General features: G+C 47.9%; 19 protein-coding genes and 5 pseudogenes. 3 read left to right on the forward strand and 21 right to left on the reverse strand.

Going from position 1 to position 23133, the window contains the following annotated elements:
- Positions 1-650: 650 nt before the first annotated feature.
- The 3 genes from ABRS97_RS14490 to ABRS97_RS14500 all read right to left on the reverse strand — a co-directional run bounded on the left by ABRS97_RS14490 (position 651) and on the right by ABRS97_RS14500 (position 4490).
- A complete protein-coding gene (locus ABRS97_RS14490; protein ID WP_367815253.1) occupies positions 651-1481 on the reverse strand; it encodes a YitT family protein in 831 nt (276 codons plus the stop codon).
- Between the two features lie 113 nt (positions 1482-1594).
- Positions 1595-2710: an alanine dehydrogenase gene (ald, locus tag ABRS97_RS14495; RefSeq protein WP_367815252.1), complete on the reverse strand. Its 1116-nt coding sequence runs from the start codon at positions 2708-2710 to the stop codon at positions 1595-1597.
- A 118-nt stretch (positions 2711-2828) separates the two neighbouring features.
- Positions 2829-4490, reverse strand: coding sequence for a PucR family transcriptional regulator (locus ABRS97_RS14500; RefSeq protein WP_367815156.1), 1662 nt, complete (start codon positions 4488-4490; stop codon positions 2829-2831).
- A 63-nt stretch (positions 4491-4553) separates the two neighbouring features.
- On the opposite strand from ABRS97_RS14500, the gene ABRS97_RS14505 reads away from it, so the two are divergent.
- Complete coding sequence (locus ABRS97_RS14505) at positions 4554-4688, forward strand: hypothetical protein (protein WP_367815154.1); 135 nt, start codon at positions 4554-4556, stop codon at positions 4686-4688.
- A gap of 265 nt (positions 4689-4953) precedes the next feature.
- Here ABRS97_RS14505 and ABRS97_RS14510 read toward each other — a convergent pair whose 3' ends face one another.
- Positions 4954-5346, reverse strand: coding sequence for a hypothetical protein (locus ABRS97_RS14510; RefSeq protein WP_367815152.1), 393 nt, complete (start codon positions 5344-5346; stop codon positions 4954-4956).
- A gap of 776 nt (positions 5347-6122) precedes the next feature.
- Here ABRS97_RS14510 and ABRS97_RS14515 point away from each other — a divergent pair.
- A complete protein-coding gene (locus ABRS97_RS14515) occupies positions 6123-6515 on the forward strand; it encodes a hypothetical protein (protein ID WP_367815150.1) in 393 nt (130 codons plus the stop codon).
- 155 nt (positions 6516-6670) lie between these two features.
- On the forward strand, positions 6671-6811 hold the full coding sequence (locus tag ABRS97_RS28205; RefSeq protein WP_483312464.1) for a transposase: 141 nt from the start codon (positions 6671-6673) through the stop codon (positions 6809-6811).
- Positions 6812-7138: 327 nt separating this feature from the next.
- Here ABRS97_RS28205 and ABRS97_RS14525 read toward each other — a convergent pair.
- The 17 genes and pseudogenes from ABRS97_RS14525 to ABRS97_RS14595 all read right to left on the reverse strand — a co-directional run.
- Positions 7139-7334, reverse strand: a pseudogene (locus ABRS97_RS14525) (glycoside hydrolase family 88 protein); the annotation flags it as partial.
- A gap of 81 nt (positions 7335-7415) precedes the next feature.
- A pseudogene (locus ABRS97_RS14530) lies at positions 7416-8399 on the reverse strand (extracellular solute-binding protein); the annotation flags it as partial.
- Positions 8400-8571: 172 nt separating this feature from the next.
- Complete coding sequence (locus ABRS97_RS14535; protein ID WP_367815148.1) at positions 8572-10647, reverse strand: Ig-like domain repeat protein; 2076 nt, start codon at positions 10645-10647, stop codon at positions 8572-8574.
- A 376-nt stretch (positions 10648-11023) separates the two neighbouring features.
- Positions 11024-11626, reverse strand: a pseudogene (locus ABRS97_RS14540) (pectate lyase family protein); the annotation flags it as partial.
- The gene (locus ABRS97_RS28210) at positions 11575-11799 is read right to left on the reverse strand and encodes a hypothetical protein (protein ID WP_483312461.1); all 225 of its coding nucleotides are present in this window, start codon (positions 11797-11799) and stop codon (positions 11575-11577) included. The gene ABRS97_RS28210 and the pseudogene ABRS97_RS14540, both read right to left, overlap by 52 nt.
- Positions 11780-13048, reverse strand: a pseudogene (locus ABRS97_RS14545) (right-handed parallel beta-helix repeat-containing protein); the annotation flags it as partial. The pseudogene ABRS97_RS14545 and the gene ABRS97_RS28210, both read right to left, overlap by 20 nt.
- 12 nt (positions 13049-13060) lie before the next feature.
- Positions 13061-13654, reverse strand: a pseudogene (locus tag ABRS97_RS28215) (3-keto-alpha-glucoside-1,2-lyase-like domain-containing protein); the annotation flags it as partial.
- A gap of 1167 nt (positions 13655-14821) precedes the next feature.
- The gene (locus ABRS97_RS14550) at positions 14822-15436 is read right to left on the reverse strand and encodes an SGNH/GDSL hydrolase family protein (RefSeq protein WP_367815144.1); all 615 of its coding nucleotides are present in this window, start codon (positions 15434-15436) and stop codon (positions 14822-14824) included.
- 20 nt (positions 15437-15456) lie between these two features.
- Positions 15457-16410: an LLM class flavin-dependent oxidoreductase gene (locus ABRS97_RS14555; RefSeq protein ID WP_367815143.1), complete on the reverse strand. Its 954-nt coding sequence runs from the start codon at positions 16408-16410 to the stop codon at positions 15457-15459.
- Positions 16411-16800: 390 nt separating this feature from the next.
- Positions 16801-17055 carry a hypothetical protein gene (locus ABRS97_RS14560; protein ID WP_367815142.1) on the reverse strand — a complete coding sequence of 85 codons (255 nt, stop codon included), beginning with the start codon at positions 17053-17055 and terminating at the stop codon, positions 16801-16803.
- 278 nt (positions 17056-17333) lie between these two features.
- Positions 17334-17870: a chromate transporter gene (locus tag ABRS97_RS14565; protein WP_367815140.1), complete on the reverse strand. Its 537-nt coding sequence runs from the start codon at positions 17868-17870 to the stop codon at positions 17334-17336.
- An 18-nt stretch (positions 17871-17888) separates the two neighbouring features.
- Positions 17889-18533, reverse strand: a complete 645-nt coding sequence (locus ABRS97_RS14570; protein WP_367815138.1) for a chromate transporter — start codon at positions 18531-18533, stop codon at positions 17889-17891.
- Between the two features lie 243 nt (positions 18534-18776).
- The gene (locus ABRS97_RS14575) at positions 18777-19694 is read right to left on the reverse strand and encodes an MBL fold metallo-hydrolase (protein ID WP_367815136.1); all 918 of its coding nucleotides are present in this window, start codon (positions 19692-19694) and stop codon (positions 18777-18779) included.
- An 18-nt stretch (positions 19695-19712) separates the two neighbouring features.
- Positions 19713-20744, reverse strand: coding sequence for an ABC transporter substrate-binding protein (locus ABRS97_RS14580; RefSeq protein WP_367815135.1), 1032 nt, complete (start codon positions 20742-20744; stop codon positions 19713-19715).
- A 34-nt stretch (positions 20745-20778) separates the two neighbouring features.
- Positions 20779-21534 carry an ABC transporter permease gene (locus tag ABRS97_RS14585; protein WP_367859114.1) on the reverse strand — a complete coding sequence of 252 codons (756 nt, stop codon included), beginning with the start codon at positions 21532-21534 and terminating at the stop codon, positions 20779-20781.
- On the reverse strand, positions 21467-22306 hold the full coding sequence (locus ABRS97_RS14590; RefSeq protein WP_367815131.1) for an ABC transporter ATP-binding protein: 840 nt from the start codon (positions 22304-22306) through the stop codon (positions 21467-21469). Before ABRS97_RS14590 ends, ABRS97_RS14585 begins: the two co-directional genes overlap by 68 nt.
- Before the next feature lie 27 nt (positions 22307-22333).
- Entirely contained in the window at positions 22334-22999 is a 666-nt protein-coding gene (locus ABRS97_RS14595) for a Crp/Fnr family transcriptional regulator (RefSeq protein WP_367815129.1), read from the reverse strand.
- Between the last annotated feature and the right edge of the window lie 134 nt (positions 23000-23133).

A 23133-nucleotide genomic window follows, 5' to 3' on the forward strand; every position in this document is an offset into this window, starting at 1 on the left:
CGCTCGGCTGTAAGAGCCAAAAAAGGCGCTACCGACGGGAAGCCTCCGGCTTTCCCCTCTGTAACGCCCAAAAAGTACCTTACAGCCACACTTCGACGCGTTTCCCGCTTCGTCGCTCGGCTGTAACGGCCAAAAAAGGCGCTACCGACGGGAAGCCTTCGGCTTTCCCCTCTGGAGCGCCCAAAAAGCACCTTACAGCCACAATTCAACGCGTTTCCCGCTTCGGCGCTCGGCTGTAACGGCCAAAAAAGGCGCTACCGACGGGAAGCCCACGGCTTTCCCCTCTGGAGCGCCCAAAAAGTACCTTACAGCCACTCTTCGGCGCGTTTCCCGCATCGTCGCTCGGCTGTAAGAGCCAAAAAAGGCGCTACCGACGGGAAGCCCACGGCCTTCCCCTCTATAACGCCCAAAAAGCACCTTACAGCCACACTGCCACGCGTTTCCTGCTTCGTCGCTCGGCTGTAACGGCCAAAAAAGGCGTTACCGACGGGAAGCCTTCGGCTCACCCCTCTGTAGCGCCCAAAAAGCACCTTACAGCCATACTGCCATGCGTTTCCCGCACGGCCTTCGGTCTATCAGCCTCATTCCGGCCTACTTCCCGCGGTCACTCGGCTGCAGGCCTCCGTTGTCAGCTCACTATATATTCTCGCCTACTCGGCAGAAAAACCATTGCCGACTACCTCCCGCACGTCGCTAAAGCTCACAAAAGCCGAGGGATCAACCCGATGCACAAGCGATTTCAGCTTAACGATTTCTTTGCGGCTCACGATGCAGTAGATGACTTCCCGGCGATTTCCCGTGAACCCGCCTCGCCCCTCCAGAAACGTGATCCCCCGATTTAGCTGAGTCAGAATCGCTTGTGCAGTCTCCTCTGGCCGGGTCGTAATGATGAAAGCCGCTTTGGCGCCTGACGAACCTTCCAGCATAAAATCAATGACTCTTGCGCCGACAACGATAGCAACCAACGTATACATTGCGCGCGTCAAATCCAAATAAATAAGCGATAGCACCAGCACAACGAAATCCATCGCAAATATCGTTTTGGCGATGCCCACGCCATAGTGCTTTTGTACAAGCCTTGCAATAATGTCCGTTCCCTCCGTCATCCCCTCGAACCGGAATACAATGCCAAAACCTAACCCAACAAGCGCCCCCGCATAGAGCGAAGCAAGCAAAGGATCGGGCAGCGGCATTGTATAGCTTTCGAATAGCCAGAGGAACACAGACACGGAGACCATCCCGATTACCGTATAGATCAAGCTCGTCCTTCCCAATAATCGCCAGCCGAGTAGCAGAAGCGGAAGATTTAACAATAAATTCGTCCATGCCGGGTTCCACCCCGTCACATATTTCAGCAGCAGAGCAAGTCCCGTGATCCCACCTTCCGCCAGACCGTTCGCCAGATTAAAATAGTTCATGCCGAAAGCAATAATCGCCGAGCCGACCACGATTGCCAGCATATTGCCCCACTTAACTTTCATATCCACATTGAAGTCTCCTCTAAGATGTCGTCTCTCCTGTCTTTTCCCCATCTATCTTATCAAAAAAACAGCCCCCGCCAAAATGCAGGAGCCGTCCATGCCTTCAACCTATTTTATTGCAAAAGAGTATCTATGCCAGTATGCTCATAGCCATGCGCCTCGGCTACCGCTGGGTAAGTAACGCGTCCCGCTACTACGTTAATCCCCTTTGCAATCGCTTTGTTGTCCAATGCTGCACGAACATAGCCTTTGTTGGCAATTTGCAAACCATACGGCGTCGTGACATTGGTGAGCGCAAGCGTGGAGGTCCGCGCCACAGCACCAGGCATATTCGCTACGGCATAATGGATGACGCCGTGTTTGACATAAGTCGGTTGGTCATGTGTCGTAATCCGGTCGATCGTCTCAATCGAACCGCCTTGATCAATCGCCACATCCACGATGACCGAGCCCGGGCTCATCGCCTTCACCATCTCCTCGGTCACGAGCCGCGGTGCACGCGCACCCGGTATTAGCACTGCGCCAACAACCAAATCTGCGCGACGCACGATTTCCGCGATATTGTAGGGGCTGGACATAACCGTTTTCACCCTCCCCTGGAACTGATCGTCCAGTTGACGAAGCCGATCCGGGTTCAAGTCAACAATGCTAACATCAGCCCCAAGGCCAACCGCCATTTTGGCCGCATTCGTCCCTACGATGCCACCCCCGATGACAGCTACCTTTGCCGGTTCAACGCCAGGAACGCCGCTAAGCAGAATGCCTTTGCCGCCATGCGCCTTTTCCAGAAAGTGCGCGCCGATTTGGATCGACATCCTGCCTGCCACCTCACTCATTGGCGTAAGCAACGGGAGGCTCCCGTTCTCCAACTGGATCGTCTCATAAGCGATCGCGGTGACTTTATTTTCCACAAGCGCATGCGTTAATTCCGCTTCAGGCGCGAGATGCAGATACGTGTACAAAATCAAACCTTCATGGAAATAACCGTATTCCTCCGCCAACGGCTCCTTTACTTTCACAACCATATCCGCCGCCCAGACCTCGGCAGCTGTTGCTGCGATAGCAGCCCCGGCTTGCAGATAGTCTTCATCGGTGAAGCCTATGCTGTGCCCGGCCCCGGTTTCAACCTTCACTTCATGCCCATCTTTCGTGTAGGATAGCACTGAACTCGGGGTCATGCCAACGCGATACTCGTTATTTTTAATTTCCTTCGGAACGCCAATCTTCATCGCCATTCTCCCCTTCCAGATGACCCTCTTGCGGATCATTTTGTACTTGTCTCCAAGTATAAAGTGAATTGACTGACGTTCCATTAGACAAAATGTAAGGAAACTTAACGTGATTTTTTCACATCTTCGTTTCCGCATGCAGCAGCTGATAGGCGCGAATCGCAACCTGCAAAGCCAACCTTTTTTCCGGCGACATATAGTCAGCACCTAGCAGCTCTTCTATTTTCTCCAGCCGATAATAGAGCGATTGCCGGACAATAAAAAGCTGCTGGGCGGCAATCTGCTTGGATCCGTCATGATCTAGGTAGACCTTGAGCGTTCGCAGCAGTTCGCTGCCCCTGGCAAGATCATGGTCGATAAGCGGACCTAGGTAGCTTTTTACGAAAGTGTGAAGCGTCGTCTTGTCGCCAATTTGAAACAACAGCTGGAAAACGCCAAGCTCATCAAAAAACAACACTTGCTCCTGCAGCGTCGGAGATAATGAGATGGCCTGAATCGCTTCCTGATACCCCACATAGGCATTCAGCATATTCCGGTTCGCTTGCCCAACGCCGATGACCAGCTTAATCTCTTCCTCGGTCTTCATTTGCTGAAGAGATTGAAATACATGCTGCAGTCTCTCCTTGGCGGGTCGTTTCGGCGTCTGATCGAAGGCGACAACAACTAACCTGTTATTTTGCAGCGTAATAAGCGGATAGAAAGCATGCTGCTCGAAGACGGAGCGAACCGTCATCGACAGATGAATGCCCAGCGATTCCACACCGTCGCTCTCATAGAAATTCGCCCCATCCTGTTCAAGCCCGAATTCGATCAAACAGACGTGATAGCTCAGCTCACTTAATCGCTTAAAGTCTTTACCGATCAATACCTTCACTTGTTCCTCGTCACGAATGCGCAGGTGCAGCAAATCGTCCACCCATAATGTCTGCGAATACAGCTTGCGCTCCTCCATATAACGTTTGCGCAGCAAATCCTGCGCGATGGAGAGAGAGGCCGAATCAAGGATCAAATACTCGTACTCCTGCGGTTTTCGACTGAGCGCCATAACGATGTGCGCCCATGTTTTGCCCATGGCTCCCACAGGCTGCACAATGACCGTTTGCCCTTCCATTTCCATCAGCGAGGGGGAAGTTGGCTGGCCAGCCAGAGAGCTTTCTTGCAGTCGCCCTTCCAAAAGCGCCATCCACTGTTTATACTCGCGCCCCGCTGCCTGAGGGATGAATTTCGGTTGCCCCTCGGCAGGCACATAAATGACCTGAGCCTTCGTACTGCTTTGCAGCAGCTGAAGCACCTGTGTTACGCCCTGTGAGGTCAGGGTCATCCGATGAAATTCGCGCGATATTTTTTCCAAATCCTGAAGCGTTTGGTGATGCTGGTTAATGATATGCGCGTGAATGTCCTGTGTGATATCGATAAAGCGCACCGCCTGTGGGAAGATAATGAGCGGAAAACCGTACGCTTCCGCGATCTCGATCCATTCCTGCGGTACGGAACTCAGATAGTGTCCCATTTCGATGCACAGGCAGGACACATTTTTTTTGACCAGCTGCTCTAAATAAATAGTAAAAGATTCCGTATCCGACTTGAATGCTGCCCCTGTCGTGAGAATCATTTCACCGCCCTGCAGCAGCTCCTCGAAATGGATGACTTCAATAATGTGAACCCACCGCACCAATCGGTTTAGTCCTTGCGTTCCTGCCGCTATATATGCATGCTGAAAATGGGGACGTTCCAGCACTTCTTGCACCGTTAACTGATAATTTTGATTCAAGCGTTTCACTTCACTTTCTTCGGTTGGCGCACATATCGCCCTGCAATAAGCATAGCAGAGAAGGCGGCAGGGATGAAAGAACAAAAGCGCCTTGCTATGGTGAATCAGGGGCTTGAACAACCCGCGATCTCCAGCAAAACGCTTTCAATAATGACTGATCACGAGATCAAACTGGGTGCCTTGTTTCGTATATATGTTAGAAAGTAACGGCTTTACCAGGGACCGATTTTTACAAATATTTGCGATCCTTCATAAATTCGTAGACATGCTGTTCCTTCGGGCAACGTGCGATCGTCGGATGCCGCTTGCCTTACAGTCACGCCAAGTTATCCACAACAGCAATGATACGTTCATTGTGGATAACCACACGACAATACTTTAGCGAAATCGGCAAGCTTATTCATTTACTGCCCAAGGTCTAGTTCCGATCACTAAACACTTGCAAGCAAAAAAAAGAACTATGACATATATGTCATAGCCTTACCTCAGTTTCTTCAATTATAATTTTGCCGCTTGGCAGGAAATCGTCCTGAATCGATACGATCAGAGAGAACCGCTCCGCATTGGCCTGACCGAGCTCTTTTAGCACAGGGATCTCACCTGGCATAAAATCACCATGAACAAAAATCGTGTCGCACGAAACGGCTTGAAGGAGTTGATCAAAATGCAATTGCAACTCCGTCCGGAGAATCGCGTAATCGTGCCTGCTTTCATCCGAACGCTCCACGATCGCATATGTTTTCTGAACAGAAACCATTGGGAAGTTGAGGCCGAATTGGAATAGCGCACTATGCGATGTCGCTTGATAGAGGGTTTCCATGTATGTCGCTTGTCTGCCTGAGCCCTTGAGTAGTATGAACATCATGTTTCTCCTAAAAGTAAGTATGCAAGCCTTCCAAAAGTTCTCTTGGAAGCATGCTTCAAGTTGTTACTTCTTAGTATAGCCGTTTACACGTAACAAAAACAATCATGATATTGATCCACATGCTATGCGATAATTTCTTCATTCCAATCATAAGCGTCAAATCCAACATTCCTTCACTGTCCAATCTTTACATGAGAAAATACAGTCAGCCTAATGAACAGGAAGCTGTCTTGTAATCTCCTGCTGCTTACAGAGGGGTTACCTGCGCATTAATAACCGCTACGATGCACCGGAGGAAGCTTTTCAGACGTATGTGAAACGCTGTCGTATTGAGGTGTTTTTTCGTACAGCTAAGCAGGAACTGGCTTTTGAAAAGTGCCACTCTGAATCGGAAACGCATCACCATGCCCACTTCGAGCTACCGTTTATAGCGGAGACCTTGTTCGCCGTTGCATTATTGAAATGAACAAAGAAAAAACGAGTGGTGATAGAGGTTGCACCCACAGCGAAATGGTCCGCGCCCTTTTCCACACTCGTTGCCAAACCCGCAAAAGAACCTACAAGGGTCAAGAGCGAATCTATTGTTACAATTTATGGTAATTTGTCTTATTTTGTGGATTTTAATAAAAAATAACTACTGTTTTGTTAAATTTTTACTAATTTAACAAAACATAATTGTATTTATATGGAAATTATATTATTCTTTAGAAGGAAATATTGTTGGCCAACGATAACATTCCACTTAAAAAACAATTATTTATTTGGAGGTTATTGTTGTGATTAAAACTAAGTTTGGTAAGAATCGAATACTGTTGTCACTAGTATTAGCGCTCGTTATGGCTTTTTGTATTATTCCAGCTGCTTCTGCTAATGGCGGGACAGATATTACTTACCCTGACGGGTTCGTATTTTACGGATCTACTCCACCACATATCACTTGGAATCAAGCAACAGGCACTATTGGATATCAAATCGCGATTACTAATTTAAACGGCGGCTTTGTTTATAATAGCGGATTTCAAACAACATCATCATCTCTAACATCGGGCTATTATATTATTCCAGCTAGCGTTCGTAGTACGATGAACAAAGGCTCTTATGTTGTTTATTTAGAAACTTATCATTCTGGTGGTTACTATAGCGATCAGGCTTTTTTCGGAATTCAATAAATACTTCTGCCCCCTCATGGGGCTGTTGACAAACAGAATATTCAAAGGTTTTTGGAGAGCTGCGTAGAATTTAATTCTATGCAGTTTTTCTTTTGAAGGGATTCAGATCATGATGGGGTCAACGGAGATAAGCAGCACCAGTTTGTTTATTCAATCTGGAGGATTATGTACCGAAAGGTCATTTGTTGTGCGTTATTAAGCAACAAGTGGATTTCACGTTCATTTACGGCAAAGTGAAGCACTTGTACTCCCTTTTCGGTCGAAAGTCCATAGACCCTGTACTGTTCTGCTCATGAGAATGATGCTCATAAGGTATTTGTATGGCATTCCTTCTGAACGCAAATTGGAAGAAGAAGTGAGTATGACTTAGCTTATCGCTGGTTTTGGTATTTGATCTCATGGATTCCGTTCCGAATCATTCAACACTTAGTCAAAATCGTCGTCGTCGGTTTAAAGATAGCTCCCTCTTTCAAGACATGATCGATCATATCGTGACATCATGTATAGAGGAAGGGATTGTGACGAAATCAAGGATCCTTATCTAAGGATGTATGCGGCAAAAGCGAAAGATTGCAAAGCATCTCATTTGTGTGAGCAATACTTTGGCAAAGCGAAGAAATATCGTGATACGAAAAATCATCGCCTCGAACTAAATAACGGCGGCTTAAATTCGCGTGCGCAACTGCGATTTCTTGGTATTTTGCATCGCCAGTCTCCTCATAAGCCAGTACAGCAAAGGCAAATTCATCAAACAATCGATGATTATTCGACTGCCGTTCTCCTTATCACCCTTAGTCCCCATGCCTGAATATACCCCTCCTTCAGGTATTTTTCAGGCTTTCCCTTAGAGAAAAACGGACACCCTCCTTCCGGAAGGCATCCCGTTCTATGAACACGGCGGCTGGCTTTCTTGCGGAATTTGGCGGCTGCTTCCTCAACCGTCGTTTTCTTGTAAAGAATTTGCTCGCCCGCCACTTTCAGCAGCTTCTCAACTTCGATGGAACTAATCGGATTGGCTGGATCCATTTGCGAGCTGTTTTACTCAGCCCAATCTACATAATCAAAGATTTTCACTTCATTTGGCGATAAAATAGGCTTAAGCGCGTCTTTCACTTTGGAAGAAACCGGTACGCCGCGCTCGCCTTTAATCAGTTTGTTCGCTTCGATATCGTTAACGAAGAAGGAGATGAATTTCGCTGCTTCTTCTTTTCGCTTGGAGCTGTTGGTTACTGAGAAAAACATACTAGGCTTCAGGAACAGGCCATTATTGCCATTGCGTCCTTTATGGGAATAGCTCAAGCGGGCGGTCTTTCACCAGATTGGCAAGCGTCAGAAATTGATTTGACCAGCCATTGCCGGAAACCGCATTGCCCAACAGAATTTCATCTTCTTCCGCAACGCCTTTCTTCGTTGCTTCTTTATCCACCGAGAGGATAGATCCTGCATCATACCATTTTTGATAGCGCTTGAAGTCGTCGATGAAAGGCTTGACATCGGAATAAACGAGGCCTATACCTTCTGCGTTGTACATCTTTTGATCGACTGTGCGAAGATAGTAGCGAAAAACACTTCATGATGGAAGGTGAAGCCGCCAATTTGTTTGCCTGCTGCCTTCGCTTTTGCCGCCATTGCATCGTAATCCTCCCATGTCCAGTCCTTACCCGGAATCGGAATGTTCAGGCTCTTAAGCGTATTCACATCTAACATAGTGTCAAGCGCATTTACCCCTAAGTTCATGCCCACGAGCTTGCCGTCATAATCACCGCCAGTTACGGCATTCGGGCTGATCGACAATACATCCAGCATACCGTTTTTCGTATACGGGGTTAAATCTGCCAACTGATTTTTGCTGCCGTATTGAGCCAAATAAGAGATATCCATCTGGAAACGCCCCATTTGAACAAGCGGTTGCCGTGAAAAGCACAGACAACGATAGCGCTAAGGTCATTAGAGGTGTTTGTTCAAAAAACAGTGATAATGGAAAAAAACTTCCCTGACGCAAGGTGGAAACGGGCGCCAGGAAAGTTTTTCGTAAGGGAGTTACTGTAATTATGGCCTAAGGAGCATTGACAAACATGGGTTTAATTCGTGAAAGCATGATTTTAACGTCCGCTGCGCCGAACTGATCGTCCCCGTTTACATCCAATTTGGCATCTATTTGCTGCATGATCGTGCTGACCGACACTCTGTCGTTCGACTCGCGAAACAGGATCAGATTATACTTCATCTTCGTTGCGCCATCGAGTGCCGTAACTACGACATCTATGACATTAAGTCCTTCTCTCAGGGCAATTGACTCTGAAGGTGAGCCACTTGCATTAGCAGTTCCGTTTACGGTAACAGTCAAGGCTGCCGGACCGAAATGCGGAGTCACGATAACTGAGGATGTTCCGTACGATACAATTGCGGTGTAATTGGATTTATTCGGGTCAAAAGCGGATGACAGTTCAATGCCGCTGACAGTCAAATTATCCAGTTGAGCTACACCCCGTGGCAGTACGTTTAACGTGCGTTCTGTTGAAACGCTGTTCTCAACATTACCGTTGCCTCTATATGCAGCCTGGATCGTATGCGAACCGATCGAAAGCTGAGGCAGACTAAAATGAACATTGCCATTCCCATCAAGTTCGGTTGGATCCTTAGGCTGTTGATCGATGATCATATAAACGCTACCTTCAGGCATGACACTGTTATCAAGTGTTCCGACATGCACATCCATGCCAACCGGATTTCCTTCTACGGCGGAGGAGGCTAGCGTCGTTTGGACTGTAGAACCGAGCTTCCTCACGGTTAGAACCTCGCTATCCCCGGATGCCGGATAGTGCAAATCTCCGCTGTAACTTGCTGAAATCGTATGGCTGCCAGCAGATAGAAGGGGCGCAACCCATTGCGCGACTCCATTTGTTCCTATGGGAGCTTCACCTAAGATGTTGGTTCCATCATTAAAGATGACTGACCCTGTAACAGGAACCGAATTCATGACAGGCACTCGGGCTGTTAACGTTACGTTGGAGCCGTAAGTTATTGGGTTCTCGCTTGTCGTCAGGCTCAAACTCGACACGAATGATCCAACTGTTTGCGTCACTGGCGCAGACGAACGAGATTCGTAGTTGAAATCACCCGAGTACACGGCGGTGATCTGATGATTGCCTTCGGCTAAGCTCGCCGTCTCGTAGACAGCTGAAGCTACACTCCCTGTACCGCTGCTTACTGGACCTATGCCGATTGGTTGTCCATTATCGTAAAAAATAACGCCTCCGGTAGGAGCAAGTCCCCCGACAGATGAAATCCCCGCTGTAAACCTCACTTGTTCCCCATACACTGTCGACGCCACGCTGCTCGTTAATGACACGTTTGGAATGGCTTTATCTACATTAATCGTAAAATTGGAAGAATCCGCATTAAAATGTCTGCCATCTCCCGAAACATATTTGGCCTGAATGGCATGACTGCCCACTGATAAGGCAGAGGTCGTTACCGAAGCGCTGCTGTTAGCTGCTTGCAGATTTGACCAGCTTAACGTTTTATGATAATCGCTTTGCCCCCAGAAAGTAACCGTCTGAGCATCAGTGTCAAGCGTGATTTTATATAAATATCGCACACCCGAGGCATGGCTTTGACCATCCGCTATTTGATTGACGATGCTACCTTTCCCGTCGTACTGCACAATGTTAAAGTCGCCCATATTATTGGTGTCGCTATAACCCCAGAACGTGTACTCTCCCCACTTTAGAACAGGACAAGCAGGAGCTGAAGACAATTCGTTTGCATTTACCATACATACTAGTTTATATCCACTTGGTATGCTTCCGGGCGGAGATACAACCGAGATGACCTCAGGCGCTTGCGGGATCAGCGTTTGGGGCGACTGGATGACAGTGCTGCCATTATCCAGAAAGATGAGCGTACCTGCGGGTAAGCTGTTGCTTCCTTCTGTACGGTCCGTGACCGTTGACTGGAGCGTTACACTCTGTCCGTATGTAATTCTTTCCGAGCTGCCCTTGAGAGATACGGCAACAGAATTAGCTGCATAGACATCCCCCGAAAAAGAGCTAAACGCGTATACCATAGCAAGTAAAAGGCAGCACTGTGCATATCGTCTTTTTATTGTTTGAATTGATGTTGCTTTCACTAGCCATTCCTCCAACATTCACAAAATTCAAAAATCAATTCGACAATAATTCGACATGGATAGTTGCATTTCCTGCTATATAGATGAATGAGATCTTTTAAGAAAAAAAATAAAACCATTTCCCTCCCGATTACGTAGTACTTTTCATGCATGGCAATCTTATCACGTCAAGGAGGCTTCTTACTTATGACAATGACCCTTACATTCCGCCAAACCGTTTCGATCCGAGACTCTATTTCCATGTTGGTCTGGTATTTACGTAAGAAACGAAGAGCCTAACTCATAATTGACTTTACCCTATACACGCTAAGTGAAGAGGAGCTATTCCCTTGTAGATGAATCTACTCGGAGAATAGCTCTTTTGCCGTTTATCGCATTAGTTGCTCGTGTTTAGCCAATTCCCTTTAGACCAACTTAATTTACCAGATCCAGCTCCGTCTGCTGCTGTTAGACGGGATTTCAGCGTTGCTGCCGAATCAGCGGCATAGCTGTATGGCAGCGCGGAGAAACCATTCCACGAGAATGCTTTCACTGGTGCAGGAACCGGCGCTAATGGACTTCCAGCCGTGTCGCTGCTGCCAGTAAATGCAGCGCCATCCAGCGAGTAGATCGTATCAACGGCACGAATTCTACCCGTATAGCTTGCATCAGCGGGATCGGATTGGTTATTACGGATGGGGAAAAACACATCGATGATTTGTGATTTTTCCAACAGCACAGCCCCATCTTCGGTCGAAATTGCGCCATTGCTTGTGACGCCAAAGTGGTAGCCCTTACCGGAAATCGCAGTTTCCATCGCCTTTGTTATTTTTTTCTTTGCTGCCCATGCTCCTGCATTATCCATCACAATGTTATAGGCATGCACATTGCCTCCGCGCAAGCGCGGCATCCGGTCTTGAACATCTTGATAATAATTATGATGCAACGTTACTTCGAGATTCGCATTGTCCGATGCGAACTCCGTCGCTCCGATGAGATTTGATGGTCAGGCAGGAAGGAAGACCACGAAACCGTGACACCGTGACTGCCCTTCTTCACATCGAGCGCAGCATGCTTGTGGCGCACAGGATCCATGCGATAAATTTGTCTTTTCTTTTCATTTGTTTGGTCGCACTCATGCTTCAAGCCTCCTCTAAGGTTCAATTCTGCCAATATTCGTACCTGCAGGTGTACCGGCTCCTATCAGATCACTGCCGGTTGCAAGCTTCAAAAAGCTGCCCAGATTCGGAGATCCATCGGCATTGCGCGTTAGGCTTGGCGTTAGTGTAACAAAATCAGTGTCACTGGCAAAAAGTCCTTTCGCGTTTGTGCTTGCATTGCTTTTCCACCACACATTGCTGCTTTGCACATCGGTACCGCTTGTTTTATCGCTGGATGAGCCTTTATAAGACAAGTTATTCGTAAATTGGTGCGTTCCCGTATCAAAGGCAAAATTGCTTTGTCCATTGCTGTAGGATGTATTGTTTTTCAACGTGATGGAACCCGGATTGCTGTTGTAGGTGAATCCATGCTTTTTATTTTGATACGCAACCGAATTCGTTACGATGTGATTAACGGCGATTTTTTCCCCGCCCAGCTTATATCCGTTCCCGTCGCTATTACTTGTCGTGGAACCTGAAGAGGTCTGGCCATTGTGATGGGAAACGCTATTTTTTATCGTAACCGGTCCGATCGGGCCCGTTTCGGATTTGGTATACAAATCCCAGCCGTCATCTGTATTGTAAGCGGCAATGCAGCCATCAAAGACGTTGCCTGACCCCACCGTTAACTTGGCGGCGAAGCCGTCCGCATCCTCCCCGTTGTCCGGGTCGAAGTTATCGTGGGAATAGGTGTTGATAATTTCATTATTGCTTGTCCATTCACTGTTTGCTGCGGTTGACGCATATCTACCCAATTGAACGCCTGTATCCCGATTATGATGGACGTCCAAATTTTCCAAACGGTTCGAGTTCCCAGCCACATAGATGCCATTATCCGCAGCGCCTTTGATTTCCAACCCCTTAATGGTCCAGTAACTGCCGTTCACTTGGAGCCCTCTGGCATTCAGCGATACGTCAGATGCGTTGTACCCCTGAGAGGAGAAATCCAAGACCGGCTTCTCGGAACCGTATGGGAGGATTTGCTTTTTGGCGCTGGCTGTACCATTATTCGTACGGTCAATCGTGACTTGTGCCGCATAAGCGTAAGTCCCTCCGCGCAAGTAGATCACGCCGCCTGGGGCAACTTTTGTTAGCGCCGAGGTTAATGTCGTTGGACTTGCCAGCGTTCCTGCATTGCTGTCCGTTCCATTCGGTGACACATAAACGGCATTTGATGAAGATGTCGGTGTAGGCGTTGGTGAAGTGGATGACGACGGAGTAGCCGTAGGTGTTGGTGTAGGCGTCGAAGTGCCGGAACTATCTGTAACGACAACCTGATCGAACTTCGCGGCCGTCTTGTAGGCTACCAAACCGATTGCGCCCGATGTCAGGCTTGTATCCGTTGCTGTGAGCTGTAAAGTCCCATTCACATACATACGGATCGTTGAACCCGCCATTTCCAGCTTCACGGTGTACCAAGTTCCTGCCGCCAGCGTAAAATCCTTTGTGGCCAACGTCGTTGTGGAACCGCTTACTTTTTTGCGAATTTCAAGCTTGCCCCCACTGCTATTGTACAAAGACGCGGCATAAAAATTGTTCCCGTCTGTATATCTCCCAGCCACATAAGCGCGATTAGAGCCGTTCCAATTCGTCACATTCACACTCGCTTCTACCGCATAGTCCGTCCAAGCTGTGCTCCCGGCTGACGCCCGCCCCTCGCTTGTGCTCGACTGTTGATAAACATAAGAACTGCCGTCCTGGACAACCGCCCACGAGCCGTTCTGTGTCACCCAGCCATTTGCATTGCCATCATCAAAATTATCGCTAAATACATTCGCAGCAAACGCCTGTGAAACGAGCAATACTCCGGCGATTAGTGAAGAAATGGCTACTGCCGTGATCGATTGAGTACTCAATGTCTTTTTCATTATTCACTCTCCTTCTTATAGTGGGTACATCGCTACCTCCATCCATGCGGTCTGACCCCAGATGCGATAACAAAAAATCGTTTCAATCCGCCCCCTTCTTTGAAAATCTCTCGCAAGCTAAGGCAACCATCCTCTGCCCGCCTCACACCTAACATATATCCAGATTTTACAAGTTCAGCAATAATCATCTTACGCTTAGTTGCTATTTCCCTGAAAATACACGGGATCTTCACGCTCGATAATCACCATCTCAGATGATAATCAATGGAACACTTTCCCGCTCAACCCTTGCCAAGATTGTTTTCCAAAAACTCCCATAAGATCCGAATGCACCAAAAAATCAGAAAAAACCTGAGGCTGCGCCGAGGGTCCTCGTCTAAACCCACGCGGTTGAGCACGGGGAGGGAAATGGGCATGGGGTTCCAACCGTTTCTTGAAATCGTGTTTCATTGAATTGGGCCGCTATCGCTTTTCCACCCCATACCCATTGCCTTCTCTGTTCTACTTTGTGCTGCCTTTCACTTCTCTTTTAACTAACCTGTCTTCCATCCGGTATTCCTATCCATGATCATCCCTGTAAGATTCCGGGTACATTTCGCCTTCCCAATGCGCGCGAATAACGGCCGCGCGTTTCTCCGCAAGCTTCGCAAGAAAACGGAGGAGGTACTGCCGGACCGCCTATTCCCCATGCACCAGCGATATCGACGGAACTACAAAGCCTTATTCCACGGTAACGTCCCTTTCCTCCCCCTCGAGAGGAACTAGGATGCGCTAAACAAGAGAAAATGTGCCTAAAGCCCAGCATTTCCCGCTCATAACACACGGTAGTTCCGCGAAACGTCCCTACAACCGTAAATACCGCCTCTTAACGCTCCTACGTTCCGCTCACCCATGCAAAAAGACGATTTCTCGCAGATCGAGGCGGTATCGGGTGATCCAAATAGCTGTGGCACTTCCGGATCTTCTACGTCCATCCTGTCAAATTCTTCTACCACACGATGCGTGTGAAGTCTCTCCATTCTGCGAGCTCGTCAGACTCACAAACCTGACAACTTATGCTTTCTTATACATTAGAATAGGTATCCTTTACGCTTTAGTTCTGTAAAGAATTTAACCATTCTGGCGCACAAAAAACCGCCCTTATCGGGCGGTTAGTACTTTCGTTCGTCAAAGATTCAGGATTGACTTCACAATATTAGCAACGGCTTCGCCTAAGATCGCATGTGATTCTACACTCAAATGAATACCATCGACATCGCTGACCGCAATAAGCTTCGATGTAACCAGGAGATGTGCTTTCGTCGTCTGAGGAATCTTCGCGAATTCACTGGAGAAATGCTTCGATTTCTCTGCTCCGCCCTCAAACATCTCTGCAAAACCGCCGATTTCCTTGATCGGAGGCGGAGCAAGCACGAGAATCTCTGCTTGCGGAGAATGAGCTTCTACGATTTGGATGAGCGTCACCACGCTTCTTGCGATATCGCCGGCAGAAACTGAAAAGCGCTTTTTGAGATCATTCGTACCCAGCATGATAATCACGAGATCAAGCGGCTTGTGGGAATCAAGACAAGGAAACAAATAATTTTTCCCACTCATTTTATTTTCAATGGGATCGTCCCATACAGTCGTTCTACCGCCTAATCCTTCTTCGATAACATGAATCTTACCTTCAAGGGCACGGTGAAGTACGCCTGTCCAGCGCTGTTCCCTCGTGTAACGATTGAAACCAGCTGGATCTGACCCCCATGTATTGGAATCGCCAAAGCATAATACTTGTTTCATCTGATCATTTCCTCCCTTATTTAAATTAATATTTCGGCAGCCAGAAGCTCGTAGGATCGCAGCCTTTTAACATAATCTGGAATGATATTAACGATGAGAAATTCATTCACACCGCAAGATTCCCCGAAAGCTTCCAGCTTCACTCTCACTTGTTCCCCTGTTCCTACAAACAGCCTCGGATCTGGTTGATCGGATGTCGAATCATTTCGCGCTTGCAACTGCGACGCTTCCGCCTCGGGAGGTTTAAACCAATGCGCTCCCTCCGCTGCCAATCCTCGGGCTTCAGCTTCTGTTTCGCCGCAGATGACGCCAACCGCCGCAATGACCTGCGGCTCCGGCAACCTTGAAGAAGGCTGAAATTGCTCCCGATAAGATGCTATGATTTCCGCCGGGTCGCGGTCGCTCATAAATTGACCGAACACGAAGCCCGTACCGAATTTGGCGGCGAAGTCAGCACTCTTTTTATTCGTGCCAAGCAGCCATACCTCAGGCGATCGCGCTGGCAAAGGCCTTGCGGTTACGGGCTGACCTTCCAGTTCATACCGATTGTCCAGCAAAGCCAGCAGTGCCTGAAGAGAATCAGGTACCTGCCGCACGTTTTCAAGAAAATTGCCGCTCAAAGCGATGGAAGCCTGTGCCGAACCGCCCGGAGCACGACCAATGCCGAGATCGATTCTGTCTGGATAAAGCGTCGCCAGCATATGGAAGGACTCGGCCACTTTCATCGGTTTGTAATGCGGCAGCAACAGAGCGCCAGAGCCGAGGCGGATCTGCTTCGTATAAGCTCCGATATGCGCAAGCAAAATTTCCGGCGACGTACATGCCAATCCAGGCATATCATGATGCTCTGCAACCCAATAGCGTGAATAGCCTAGCTTCTCGGCCGTCTGAGCTAAAATAACAGCTTGTTGCAGCGCATAAGCTGCATCCGCTTGCTGGAACACAGGCGCTAGATCCAACACACTCAGCTTCATCCTCATCGGTCTCCTTTACATCCAACTTCCTGCGTTAATATCCAGTTTATCATGATATCCACAGCTAAGCACGCTGCCCAAGGGTGCAGCCTGAGCATCCAGTGACCAGCCGCAAGAAGAACCTGAGGCAGTGCCTCAGATTCTTGTCTAATCCCATACCCCTGTAAGATTCCGGGTACATTTCGCCTCCGCAAGCTTCGCAAGAAAACGGAGGAGGTAACGCGGACCGCCCATTCCCGCCCATTCCCTCTCCCCCTGAAGAGGAACCAAGGTGCGTTAAATGAGCGAAAACGTGCCTGCACCCCAGCATTTCCTGCTCATAACGCACGGCAGTTCCGCGGAATGTCCCTGCCGTCGAAAATACCGCCTCTTAACGTACCTACGTTCCGCTCACCCGTGCAAAAAGACGATCTCTCGCAGATCGATGCGGCATTTCAATACTCCAAACCGCTGTGGCACTTCCGAATCTTCTACCTCCACCCTGTCGAATGACCGTACCACACGATGCGTGCCAGGTTTGACGTTCATCGGTAATTTTGTATACCCATCCACGAACACCACACCAAGCAATACAATGTGCGCCTGCCTCATCGATACGTCGAGCAGCAGCTTGGTCATCGTCGTTTTCGTAATTCTACCGATCACTTCATCGTGACCCCTATCTACCTACAGGCTTCAGAAGCGGAGATCTGTCCACTTGGTGAAAAATCATTTACGTGTGGCCATCAAACTTCCAACATTTTCAAGAAAACGGGTGAAAACCGCGTCAAAACCGTGAGGTCGGAACGGAGAGTCCGTCGGCTTGATTCCGACCAGTTCTGCAATGCGTCCGCCAGTTGACACATTTATTTCCCTCCAAACCAAAAAAATCCCCTTGAATAACATTCAAGGAGATGATTGCTGCATCGAATCGAGTAAATGCTTCAATTGAAAAATACAATTCCCATCATCCCTGCTCCCACAATGACAATCAAGGGATGCAGTTTATATTTCACAATAGCCACGACGACGACGAGCGCGATTGCCAGATTTGCTGCATGATGCCAGGTGAACATCAGATTGATACTGCCGGGCCATCCATAATGAACGGCTGCAAAAAGGATGAATCCCGTCACAACTGGACGAAGGCCGTAGAAAGAAGATTTGAACCATTTGTTTGTATGCCATTTATACAAAAAAGCAGCGAGCACAATAATGAGCAGCAGCGAAGGAAGCACCATCCCGAAGGTTGCAAGAAGAGCTCCCGGAATCCCGGCTATTTCAAAACCAATTAGAGTTGCGCAATTCGTCGCAATAGGACCAGGCCCTGTGCCAGCTAAGGCAACGACGTGATTAAACCGATCTGTTTGAAGCCATTGATGAAGCTCAACTTCATGCTGGATAACCGGAATCATCGCATAACCGCCGCCGAATGAAATGAATCCTATTTTAAAAAAAGTAATGAACAAACTCCATAGCATCACCGACACCCCCAGTCCTCAAATGCCATCAGCAATAAAATAATCTGCATATTTGTAGGCAGTAGAAGCTGATGAAGGGGTCGGCTTTCTTTCAAATGGACTCCTCATCCCCCAACGTTCCTTTAGAACGACGATGATGATGCCCAGGAATAAGCCCATGATCATGACGAAAATCGGATGAATAGGAACAAATAATAGCACCAGAACAGTGCCTACGGCCACCGCGAACGTCATTTTGTCCACAATAGAAGACTTCGCCATTTTGTAGCCTGCCGCAAGAATTAGGCCCACGACTGCCGCATGTATACCTTCTAATAAAGCTTGCATTTTCGGATACTGTCCAACGAAAGTGAACAGAACACTTAAGCAAAGAACGATGAGGAACGCAGGAAACGTGATGCCGATGACGGCTGCGATCGCTCCAGCTACTCCAGACAGTTGATATCCGACTAATGCCGATGTGTTCACACCAATCCCGCCTGGTGCGGCACCTGCGATGGAAAGCAATTCCGACATTTCTTCGTCATCCATCCAGTGGTTTTTCTCTACAACTTCTCTCTCAATCGCCGGGATCATCGCATAGCCGCCGCCGAAGGTAACCGGACTAATGCAAAGAAAAGTATAAAAAATACGCCCTAACTTGTTCAAATTCCATATTGGCATGATGGTTGACCTCCTCTGCACTTAATTCTATTTTGAATCAAAGAGAATGGAATGTCCAATCATTTTTATTAATTAGGATGGAACTATCTGCTTATAATGCGGGTTTTAAGTCTATATCAACCCCAACCACCCCGATGGACACCATCAATTTAATCCATTTTGGGCATAAGTGCCGCATCAGGCGCATAACAACCGTAAACGAAAAAAGAGACTCCGCCACGAACACGGAATCTCCACTCACACCTAAAGCTCAAACACCATTAAGTCTCTGGCCATCGTAATTCGCCCCGAATAAATTCCCCTCATCCCTTCTATATAAGCCTCCTCCGCTTCTTCATTTGCAGCAGGCGCCGGAATATGATGGGTGAGTACGAGATGCGTGACCCCTGCTTCTCTGGCGATACCCGCGACCTCCAACGTCGTCGAATGATATTTCGCTGGATTGGAAAGGCCCACACGCTGCTCAGGGAATCGTTCAATGAGCGCGTCCAGCCACGCTTTGTTATACGATTCATGCACCAGTAAATCCGCCCCCCTGCTGTGTGTAATCATATTGTCCACTGGAATCGTATCTCCCGAAATCACGACCGACTTGCCATTGTATTCGAATTTGTAAGCAATGGCTGGATAAACAGGTCGATGATCCACTTCGAAGGCAGTAATTTTAATGCCGCCTTGGTCGTACACGACGCCTTCATTGCTCTCGAAATATTGAATATCCGCCCCATCTTCGGCGGAGAAGTTATAGTTCACTCGAAGATTAGCGTCGAAATCGAAAGATTCTCTCATTTTGCCAATGATCGTTTTCGTCGTTGTGGGTCCATACACATTCATTGGGCCCTTCCGCCCCTCAAAAACACGATCTGCGATCACATGCGTACGCCAACTTGTAATAAATACATCGAAAAATCCGGAGTTGTGATCGCTATGATGATGCGTAAATAAAACATCGGAAATCCTTTGCGGCATGATGCCGGCTTTGATCAATTGGTCGACCGTCGCGCCGCCGCAATCAACGAGGAACGTTTTGTCCCCTGCCAGGACGGCAACGCCTGCTTTGGCTCTCCCATAAAAAGCGCGAGGCGTGCCAGTGCCGAGGATGGCAATTTTTAAATTTTCGTGATAGTCTGGCAAAAGATTCTCTTGTGGTTGAATATGCAAATGAATGTCCCCCTAAATTTATTTCTCTTTCTTCACTTCATTCAGCAGGGAAAGATCAAGAAATTTGCTGAAATCCAGTTCCTCCGCTTTAACCCCTTTGATATAGCCCGCTTCAAAAGAGGTTTTCGCCTGCTCGTTAATATCTTCCAAAGCGATATCTTCCGTTAATTTCAAATGATCGATTGCCGCTTTGACAAGCGCCGGCTCCATCCCTTTTCCAGTCAATTGCTTTAACTCATCGCTAATTAATTCATAGGCTTTACTCGGATTTTGCTGGATGAAATCGATGCCCATCTTATTTGCATGTATGGCTTTTTTGGCCAGATCACGGTGTTCGCTAATAAATGTATCGCTTGCCACTAGAATCGTTAGCGGATAATTGCCGTTTTTCGGAGGAATCTTATCCCAATCGACCAAAATTTCACCGGATCCTTCTTGAATCATTTGCGTGCCCCAAGGCTCAGCGATCAGCGCCCCATCCACTTCTTTCTGACGCATAGCGACTAGCGTGTCCGCTGGCGCTCTCGTCACGATTTGCACACCGGATGCATCTGTGGATACTTTGAGCCCCTCCTGTTTAAGCAGCAACCGCAGCGAGAGATCAGGCGTGCCTCCTTTGGCTGCAACGGCTACCGTTTTGCCGGCTAAATCCTTCACGGAGTGGATACCGGCATCTTTACGTACGACCAGAACAGCCCCGCCGTTGTTAGCCCCAGAAATCACACGTATATTTTTGCTTTTCAAATATTGATTAATGACAGGACCAGGCCCAACGTATCCGAGATCGATTTGGTTGGTAGCCATCGCGGTCGCAAAGTCAGCACCGTTATCGAAAGGGGTGACTTCAATTTTCACCTGCTTGCCGAAACCTTGCTGAAAGTAGTTGTTTTGCAGGGCGATAAAGCCTGGAGCGTGTGTTACATTTTTCAAAATGCCGATTTTCACCGTTGTCGTTGCCACCGTTGAAGCCGTTTCACTCCGCTGTCCGCAAGCAGATAAAATCACCGATACGAACAGTACGAAACTGATTAGCCTTGCTATTCTCTTCATGTTTCATTCCCCCTTGTATTTGTCCTTGCTCATGCTATTTCCTCAGTTGAAATCGCAGTCCGATCTTGTCCTCTAGCTGTTTAAAAATGAAATGATCCGAAATTGTGCCGATTACGGCAATGATAATGACAATACAGAGAATAGTTGCCGTATCGCCAAGCCCGCGCCCATCCTGGAGCATTTGTCCCAAACCGATGCCTTTGGCAATCAGCTCGCCAGCAACCAGCGCCCTCCAAGCAAATGCCCAAGCAACGCGTATACCCGTTATCCAATGGGGAAAAGCTGCCGGCAGCATCACTTGGAAAAACATCCGATACCCATTGCCGGTTCCCAGCATGCGTGCGGCCCGCAAATGAATCGGCGAGATATTCACGATGCCCGTTCGGCTCGCCATGGACATTGTCCACGTTGCCCCGATCGTCGTGATGAAAATAACGGAGGTATCCGTTAAGCCAAACCAAATAATGGCAAAAGGCAGCCAAGCAATGCTCGGAACGGTTTGCAGCGCTACTACGATAAAGCCGAAGGTTTCATCGACATACCGATAGCGGGCAAACAGGAATCCCAGCGTGGTTCCAAGCACAATAGAAATTAGGAATGAAATGAGCAACCGATGAAGGCTTGCTATCGTTGCGCCTAACAAATGACCATGCACGAAACCGTCATAGAAAGCTTGAAATGTCTGCAGCGGAGATGGAAACTTCCACCCCCATTGAAACAATCTATATCCCAACTCCCACGCTATCACCAGGAGAACTAGAAACAGCGTTCTTCTTAATGCTGTACGCATCCCCAAGCTCCTCTCTGACTACTTTCTCAAGCTCATCAGAAAGCGTCTCCATGATTTTATTTTCCAGGAAATGAATAAGGGGGTCTGCGCTTTGATGCGGCCTTGCCGCTTGAACGATGAACTCCCTCTTGACTCTGCCAGGCTGCGTGGACATCACGATGACCCGATCCGACAACGTTACGGCCTCACGAATATTGTGTGTGATGAATAGTATCGTTTTCCGTGTTCTTAACCAGATTTCTTCCAAATCCTTTAGCAGGATAAAACGTGTCTGCTCATCCAAGGCAGCGAAGGGCTCATCCATTAATAAAATGTCCGGATCCATGACCAATGCTCGGGCAATGGCAACTCTCTGCTTCATGCCGCCAGAAAGCTCATGCGGGTAACGGTCCATAAATTTGCTCAAATGCACAGCTTTTATTTGCTCGGCGGCCAGCGCATAGCGCACCTTTTTAGCAACGCCCTTTTGCTTTAAGCCGAATGCGACATTATCTAACACAGTCAACCAAGGAAATAAGCCATGCTCCTGAAAAACAACAATGCGATCCGTACCTGGAGCGGTCACCCTTTTCCCATTCACCGCAATCGTACCTCCATCAGCCGTTTCAAAGCCGGCAATCAGGTTCAAAAGCGTTGACTTTCCGCATCCAGAAGGTCCGACCAAGGAAACGAATTCCCCCTTTTTGATGGTGATTGTAACTTGATCCAATGCCCTATACTCCCCTCCTTTTCGCTGTGAAAAGGCTTTGCTTAACTTATTAATTGTGATCATCTATGCACACTCCCTGGGGATTTCAAGCTAAAGGTTAGAGAAGAAGCGGTTCGGATGAAAGATAACGATTCTCTTTTTCGCATACTCGATTAGCCCTTTATCCCGCCATTTATTTAGCGTCTCGGTAACGGTTTGCCTGCTGCACCCAATCACATAGGAGATTTCCTCATGACTGAGCGGCACTTGTACCTCAAGATTCACTTCCGTCGGTTTGCCCAATTGCATAAGGAACCAAGCAAGCCTCCAAGCCACAGGTCGGCAGATTAAGGTTTCCACCATTTTCTGTGTCTGCAAAAGCCTGCGAGCACCAATAACAGCTAAGGCATACGCAAATTCGGAGTTCTCTTTGGCTAACTCGACAAATTTATGAGCATCCAAGGTAATGAGCTCGCTATCGCTTAGACATCGTGCATACCGCTTACGCTTCGTCTGCGTCAACATCTCCGCATTGCCGAAAACTTCTCCCTCATAACGTAAAAACAAGGTAATTCCTTGCCCTTCCTCAGAGGACTGGGAAATTTTGATTAAACCTGACTGTACATAATGAGCCCCATTAGGGAGATCATTTTCCTGAAAAACGTACTCATTCTTCTTATAGATTTGAGGGACTCCGTATCTTCGGAAAGCGTCAACGATAACTTCCTTCGTGCTATCCTTCTCCGGGAGATCGGCAAGCTCGCTATACAGGTTCATTTGATAATTCACCTCTTATACACCAATTCTTAATTTTAAATACTACTATTCCGATGTGTTATTAATATATTAACACAAATGAAACCCCTATAATGTCGGATACCCGACAAAAATTAATATTTATTCAGAGTACT

The sequence above is a fragment of the Paenibacillus tabacirhizosphaerae genome (assembly GCF_040812395.1).
Lineage (GTDB): Bacteria > Bacillota > Bacilli > Paenibacillales > NBRC-103111 > Paenibacillus_E.